The 7523-nt window shown below is 67.2% G+C and carries 6 protein-coding genes; 5 read left to right on the top strand and 1 reads right to left on the bottom strand.

What is annotated here, in order from left to right; genetic code table 11:
• The 3 genes from VF330_RS21960 to VF330_RS21950 form a co-directional block, all read left to right on the top strand.
• Positions 1–849, top strand: an 849-nt coding sequence (locus VF330_RS21960) for a cytochrome P450 (protein ID WP_330853517.1), incomplete at its 5' end; no start/stop codon positions are given.
• Between the two features lie 142 nt (positions 850–991).
• A complete protein-coding gene (locus tag VF330_RS21955; RefSeq protein WP_330853516.1) occupies positions 992–1858 on the top strand; it encodes a terpene synthase family protein in 867 nt (288 codons plus the stop codon).
• Between the two features lie 141 nt (positions 1859–1999).
• Positions 2000–2359 (top strand): hypothetical protein, encoded by a 360-nt coding sequence (locus VF330_RS21950; protein ID WP_330853515.1) that lies wholly within the window; start codon positions 2000–2002, stop codon positions 2357–2359.
• Between the two features lie 133 nt (positions 2360–2492).
• Here the strand turns inward: VF330_RS21950 and VF330_RS21945 are convergent, their stop codons facing one another.
• Complete coding sequence (locus VF330_RS21945; protein WP_330853514.1) at positions 2493–3110, bottom strand: hypothetical protein; 618 nt, start codon at positions 3108–3110, stop codon at positions 2493–2495.
• A gap of 331 nt (positions 3111–3441) precedes the next feature.
• On the opposite strand from VF330_RS21945, the gene VF330_RS21940 reads away from it, so the two are divergent.
• Both VF330_RS21940 and VF330_RS21935 read left to right on the top strand, forming a co-directional pair.
• Positions 3442–5679, top strand: a complete 2238-nt coding sequence (locus VF330_RS21940) for an ATP-binding protein (protein ID WP_330853513.1) — start codon at positions 3442–3444, stop codon at positions 5677–5679.
• Between the two features lie 337 nt (positions 5680–6016).
• The coding region (locus VF330_RS21935; protein ID WP_330853512.1) for a hypothetical protein at positions 6017–7523 on the top strand (1507 nt) is incomplete at its 3' end.

The following is a 7523-nucleotide window of genomic DNA, read 5'->3' as shown; positions in this document are numbered from 1 at the left end:
CTGCGGCCGCGGGTGCGCGAGCTGACCGCGCGACTGCTGGCGGCCGTCCCCACCGATGTACCGGTCGACCTGGTCGCAACGTTCACGTTCAGGTTGCCGATCACGGTGCTCTGCGAGCTTCTCGGCCTTCCCCTGGAAGATCGCGACAAGATCCACGAGTGGACCACCGCGCTCGTGCTCGACGACCGGGATCGCACGGTTCCCAGCTCCGACGCACTGGCCGACTACCTCGACCGGCAGATCGCCCGAGTTCGTGCGAAGCCGGACGACGGCCTGCTCTCCGGACTGGTCCACGCCTCCGTCGACGGTGACGCGCTCACGGCCGACGAACTTATGGCGCAGCTGTTCCTGTTGGTGGTGAGCGGGCACGAGACGACCTCGGGCCTCATCGCTAACACGATGTATGCGCTGCTGGTGCGACCCGGACGCTGGCGCGCTCTGGTGGCCGACCCGACGCTCGCGCGCGCCGCCCTGGACGAGACACTGCGCTACGACCCGCCCGTCCGGAACGCGACCCACCGCGTCACCCTCGAGGCCGTGGAGTTCGGGGGAACGACCGTGCCGGCGGGCCAGATCCTGATGATCTCACTCAGTGCCGCCGGACGTGCCCCGGGCACGACGGACGACGCCGCCGAGTTCGATCTGCACCGGAAAGTCCGTCACCACGTCGCGTTCGGCCACGGTCCTCACCACTGTCCAGGTCAGCAGCTGGCCCTCCTGCAGGCCGAGACGGCCCTGACCGCACTGGCCACGGGTTTCCCGAACACGCGGCTGCTCGACGCGTCACCACCCCGGTCGCAGTCCTCGATCCTGAGCGGGATCGCCGCATTGACGCTGGTGCTGGCGTAGCCGACTCGACCGCCCGGAAACGACGGTGCCCCGATGCGGTCGCCGCCGAAGTCGAGAGCGGGCGGACAAGAGGGCTCACTCCGCTCGCCACGGAGCACGAGGACACCGGACCCATCCCTGCACAGGAGATCGAGGAGATGCGATGACCGCGGACAGGGCCGGCGACCGGCACCTCGCGTGGCTCCTGCACCACGAGCTGCTCGAAGCCGAGGAGATCAGCGGGTACCAGGATTTCGACCTGCCTTTCCTGATTTCGGCGGCCTACCCGGAGGCGTCCGCCGAGCACCACGCACTGCTGATCGACGTCCTCGGCTGGTACACCGTCGTCGACGACCACTTCGACGGCCCGGCCGGACGGAGCGCCGCGGCGGCCAAGCGCACTGTGAGCGACCTGTGTTCGATCTTGCGGGCGCCGAATGCCGCGCCTCACCCCGGCAACGGGATGGTGGGTGCTTGGCAGGACCTCTGGCTGCGTCAACGTGCCGTCACCACGGATCTCTGGCAGAAACGCGCGGCCGTCGAGTGGGAAGACTGCCTGGGCACCTTCGTGACCGAGGCGGAGCACCGGGAAGCCGGCAGGCTGCCGCACCTCGCGGAGGCCGTCCGGTTGCGGCGGCACGCGAGCTGCCTCTACCCGTTCATGAACATGCTGGAACCGGTCCACGGGATCGAGCTTCCGGAGTACATCGTGAACGACCCTCTGCTGCAACGGGTTCGCGCCCTCACCGCCGACGCTTCGGCACTCCTCAACGACCTGTGCTCGCTGGAACGCGAAGAGCGGCAAGGCCTTGCCTTCAACCTGGTGGCGGTGCTCCGCGAAGAACACGGCATCAGCAGACGCGAAGCGGTGACCAGAGCACGGGAGGATCTGGACGAGATCGAGGCGTCCTGCGACGAGCTGCGGCACGAGTTCGCCGGCGTGCATCCCGGCTTCTCCTGGTACTCCGACGGAACCCGCCGGCTCGTCGAAGGCGTGCGCGGTTGGCTCGGTGTGACTGGACGGTACTGACGCTCGCCGTGTGAAAAGCACAAGATCTGTGCGCGAACGCGCATCTCGCTGCGATGTTCCTGGTAGGGCCGGTGCGCAGCCCGCATAGTCGTCGGTTGGGAAGTGAAGGCAATCAACGCCGACTGACGTGAGGGAGATGTGTTGTCCATCCTGAGGAAGCTCGCCGCCGTGATCGCGGCCACCGCTATCGGCGTCCTGGGTGTCGCCGCGAACGCGGGCACCGCCCAGGCCGGAGTCGAGGAGTTCCAGCTGTGCAACTACGGGTCCGACTACATCGTCCGGGCCGAATTCCTGGCCGGGTGGTCCACCTACGGGATGTTCCCCGGCCAGTGCACAACTGTCTCGGCTGAGACCGGAAGCGCCTTCTCCTTGAAGCGGGAGCGGTTGTCCAACTTCAACTACGTCAACACTTTCGTGGACTACACCTTCGCCTACGGCAGCACGTACGTACCGACGTGGGGGAGCTTCGACTCCTTCTCGTACGGCAAGTTGCCGTACTGACGCGGTTCGGGTCGGCGTCCGCCGACAGCGCACGCTGACACCAACTGGAACGGAGTCCCCCAGCGTCATGCGCTGGGGGACTCCATTGTCACGTAATGGTTCTTGTGGACGACCCGGTCCGAAGGTTCGCCGTCTACTCGACGAAAAACGCCAGCCCTTCGATTCGCTTGCCCTGCCCGGTGGTTCCGGCGAAGTTCGTCTCGCCGTTGTCGCCGCAGTACCAGCCCTGCCAGCCGACGTCCTGGACGTAGGCGTTGCCGCAGATCCTCCCCGTCTTGACGCCGTAGCCGACCGCCTCCAGGCGCAGGCCCTGGCCGGTGCTGCCGACCACCAGTGCCTCGTAGTCGGCGGCACAGGTCCAGTCGGCGTCCCAGCCCCAGTGCTCGCGGTAGGCGGTGGCGCAGAAGTTGCTTCCGACGACCGAGAGCGAGAGCGCTTCCATGCGGAGGCCCTGTCCTGGTGCCCCGACGATCGCGGGGGACCCGTTGCCGGAACAGGAGGCCGCCTGCCATCCGATGTTCTGCATGTGCGCGCTGGCGCAGATGACAGTCGCGCCGGCTGCCCGCGATCCGCCGCCAGTAGAGCTGGGGGCCGGCGGGGCCGGGGTGCGTTGAACAGTGATGTTCGCGTCGGTCCGCGCCTGAGACGTGTCCGCATCGGCGACGGCCGGTGACAGCGGTGCCAGGGCGAGTGCGAGAGCCACCGCGCCGGTCAGCAGCAGGCGGCCGCGGGATGGCAGTTCTGCTCGCATGTGCTCATACCTCTTGTCTTCGCCGGGATGAGGATCCACGCCGTTGTCGAGTCCTCGGTGCCGTCCCATCGAACCTCGTGGCCGAGCTCGCTGGACAGGTCCTTCTGATCCGGCTTTCGTGTGCGTTCGGGCAGTTCAGCGGCGGTGAGCACGTCGTCGTTGGAGTGAAACGGACAGATTCCGATGACGTGTGCCGATGCGTCCGACTTCCATTGTCAACCGTTGTTTTTGTGTGTTCGCACCCCGTCATGTGCTCGGACGTGGTGAAAGGCGTGTTCTGACCGTTGGGCGAGAAGTGCGGTGAAACTGCATGCGCGACTAAGGTTGTCCTGTGCGAGACAAGAACGGCCGTTCGCCCTTCGGGGAGTTGCTCTTGGGGTATAGGCGCGACGCAGGATTGAGCCAGGACGGGCTCGCGCAGCTCTCCGGCATCAGCGTCCGGGCGTTGAGGGAACTCGAGCAGGGAAGGGCGCGTGCGGCGCAGCGGCGGTCGGCGGAGGTGCTGGCGGACGCGCTCGAGTTGGACGAGGGCGATCGTGCCGAGTTCCTCCTGGTGGCCGAGCAGGGGCGTAAACGGCGTCCTGCTGTGGCGGGAGCCGGGTTGGCCGCACTGCCGCCGCTGCCGACCGACCGGGTCGGCCGCGCGGAAGAACTCTCGAAGCTGCGGTTGTTGCTCCACGCCAACCAGACTGTGGCGATCGTCGGACAGCCCGGTGTGGGGAAAACCGTGCTGGCGGCTTTCGCGGCCCGTCAACTGCGCGACGAGTTCCCCGACGGGTGTCTGAGCATCGACCTGCGTGGTGTGGATGAACAACCGCTGCCGGTTCGAGCCGTTCTCGAACGCCTCCTGTCAGCTCTGGGGGTGTCGTCGAAGGACATGCCCGCGATCGAGGCCGAGCAGTCCCACCGTTACCGTGCACTACTCGCGAAGCGGCGAGTGCTTGTGCTGCTGGACAACGCAGCATCGGAGGCGCAGATCCGTCCTCTGCTCGCCACCGCTCCCGGCTGCCGGACCCTGGTGACCTGCCGTCGCACCCTCGTGGGACTGGAAGGGGTGCGGTGGATGCACCTCGAGCCGTTCGGCATCGCGGACTCGGAGGCTTTGCTCGGCGCGATCGTCGGCGAGGAACGAGTGCGGGCGGAGACCGGCGAGGCGCGCGACCTGATCAGCCTGTGCGGCAACCTGCCGCTCGCGCTGCGGATCGCGGGCAACAGACTGGCGAGCAGGCCCCACTGGTCGGTGGCCCACCTGGTCGACCAGTTGCGCGACGAGAGCACCCGGCTCACCTCGTTGTCGGCGGGCGACCTGCAGGTGCGCTCCGCTTTCGAGGTCTCCTACCGCATGTTGTCCCCGGAGGGGCGTGCCCTGTTCCGTCGCCTCGCGGCTGTGCCGAGCATGGACTTCGGCGTCGAGGTGGTGCAGGTCGCGGCGGAACTGACGGAAGCGCGGACACTCGTGCTGCTCGAGGAGCTGGTGGACGCGAGCATGCTGCTGGCGGGGGCGCAGGCCGGCCGGTTCCGCTTCCACGACCTGCTCGGCCTCTTCGCGCGGGAGAGGTGGGAGGCGGAGGACGAGGAGCAGGAACGGGTCCGCGCGACCGAGGCTGTGCTGGAACACCTGGTGGGCATGGCGCGCGCCGCCGGATCCGTGTTCTCACCGGGACAGCTGTCGAGCGACATCTTCGACTCGATCGAGGAAGCGCGTGCCTGGCTCGATCAGGAACAGGCCAACTGGATGGCGGCGACCAGGGAGATCGCTCGAGCCGGCTGGCACCACGAGGTGCTGGAACTCTCCCTGTCGATGCACTGGTACTCCGACGACCGCTGGGACCTCCCCGAGTGGACGGAGATCTTCGGCTTCGGCGTGGACGCCGCGCGAGCGCTGGGTGACGTGGCCGCCGAGGCTCAGCAACGCAATTTCTTCGGGTGGGCGCTGGGTGTCGCGGGCCACGGCGACGGCGCGCTGGAGCAGCACCTGCTCGCCTGGCACTGTGCGGTGGAGGCCGGCGATCCTCTGGAACAGACGTGGGCGCTGGCATACGCCGCCCGGCACGAGTACCACTCCGGGGACCGGGTGGAAGCATTGCGGCACGCGCGGGAAGCAGTGGAGCTCTCGCCGCAGTTCGACTTCTGGACCGTGCAGACACCGGTGCGCTTCCGCTTCGGGGGCTTGCTGCTCTCAGACGGGCAACCGGAGCAAGCGTTCGCTGTCCTGAACGCCGTGCTCGACGAGGCCTTGAGCCGCACGCGTGCCGGTGAGTCGACTTTGGCTCGTCAACGGTTGATGGCCCTGCTTTTGGAGGGAACAGCGGACTGTCTGCACGCTCTGCGGCAGTGTGAGAAGGCGATTCCGATGTTCTCCGAGGCTCTCCGCATTCACGCAGAGGTGAGCAGCATGTTCATCGCGTCCAGAGCCATGATGAGGGAAGGGCGCTGCCGCATCGACGTCGGCGAGTTCTCGGCGGCGGAGGTTCTGCTCGGTCAGGCGCTGGCGATGTTCGACGAACTGTCGCTGCCGGAGATGCGCGCTGGTGCCGAGGCCGAGCTCGCGCGGATACCCTCGCGCTGAAACTGCACGCACTGGCGGAGCGGGGAGTTCCGCCGGTGTTGGCGTGGCGATCGCCGTCCTGACGATTTTGGACGGCTCCGAGCGTTTCGAGCCTGCGACGATGCCGCGAGGGCAATTCCGGTTTCCCCTACGGCCTCCAGCCCGTCGATCTCGTTGATCGGGGAGAGGTCGGCGGGTTGTACTGGCGTGTGGCCGGTCTCCCCGAGATCGGCGGGTCTGCCGTGCCGTCGTTCACCGGGACGTCTTTCGAAGTCGATTCCGCACGTCCAGCCCAGCTGAAATTCTCTGTCGCTTCCCGCTTCGCGGTCCTCTCTGTCGGGGGTTTGTGGTGAATGTCGTGTTTCCGCCTGAGCTGGATTGGTTGTGGATTCTGGTCGGGGGTCAGAAGGCGGCGCGGGTGGATGTGGCGGCGACGCGTGCTCTGGCGGCGGAGTGGGTGTCGGGTGGGATGTCGCTGGAGGAGAAGGCGGCTCGGTTGCGCGAGCTGGCCGGGTCGGTGGAGCGGTCGGTCGGGGGGAAGGTCGGCCGGGTGCTGCGGGTGGAGATGGAGGAGCTGGCGGGGGTGGTGCCGGCGTTGTCGGGGCTGGCGCGGGCGCAGTCGCAGGTGTTGCTGGATCTGGCGTTGAACGTGGAGCAGGGCATCTACTCGATGGTGATCGAGATTTCGGTGTTCGGTGCGCAGATTCTGTGGGCGTTGGCGAGTCCGTTCACGGCGGGGTATGTGCCGTTGTTGGTGACGGCGGCGCGGAAATCGGTCGAGGAGATCGTGGAGCGGTTGCATTGGGTGGCGCGGTTGCTGGCGCAGGCGTTGGAGGAGGGGGTGCAGGAGGTTGTGCAGGGGGCGGTGGCGCAGATCATGCAGATCGCCGAAGGCAACCGGCATGAGTGGAACATGGAGAGCACGCTGATCGAGCTCACGGCGGGTGCGGCGGCGGGTGCGTTGATGGGTGGTGCGTATCTGGCGGCGGCGAAGTGGGCGCCGAAGGTGGTGGACAGGACGTGGTTCGCGGGGGCGACGGAGGGCATCACCGACATGGTGGTGGGTGCGGGTGCGGCGGGGATCCTGGGTGGGAGCTTCGACGATCTGTGGACCGGTGGTGTCGGTGGTGCGTTCCAGGGGGCGGCGCACAAGAAAGCGGACGATCTGGGCGACAAGATCGACGCGAAAGTAAACGGACCCAAGGTCAACGGCCCCAAACCCGGCGCTGATGTCAGCGTTCCTTCTGTCGGCGGTCCGGTCGTTGCGGCCGCGAGGCCTGCGGTTCCGCCGGACGGGGTCTACAACCTCCAGGACACCACGGACTGGCGTGGTGGTGCGAACACTGGCGGCGGTCTCCACACCACCGGGCAGGACAGGTCAAAGGGGCCAGAAGGGCCGACCAGACGGCCCGGATCCGACGAGCCAGCTGAGTGGAACGAGAAGAACCGATCCGCTACACCTGACACACACGCTTTCCCTGCCACAGTGAACAACACTTCCCCTAGCGGCGGGAACCAGAATCACGGTACCGACGGAACTCCCGGCGTCAACGGCAATTCCCGGCCCGGTCAGCACGATGGCACCGCGAGTCCCTCCACACCGAACTCCGCCCCACCCGCCTACACGGCCGCGCCCATTGGAACGTCGAACACACCATCCTCCGCGGTCACTACACCAGGTGAGAGCACAGCGCCTGGTGTAACCACCCTGGGCATGGTGACCACGCCGGGAACAGTGGTGGGTTTGTCTGAACTGGAGACACCGTTGTCCTCCACGCTGCCGGTTCAGGTGATGTCCGCGATCGCGGTGCCTGCGGAGTTCTCTGCGGGCACAGATGCTCGGCCTACAGCTGATGTGGAGACCA

This window comes from Lentzea sp., from assembly GCF_036380075.1.
In the GTDB taxonomy this organism is placed as follows: Bacteria; Actinomycetota; Actinomycetes; order Mycobacteriales; family Pseudonocardiaceae; genus Lentzea.
Note: the sequence above shows the minus strand (reverse complement) of the source record. Positions and strands in the feature narration are given on the sequence as shown.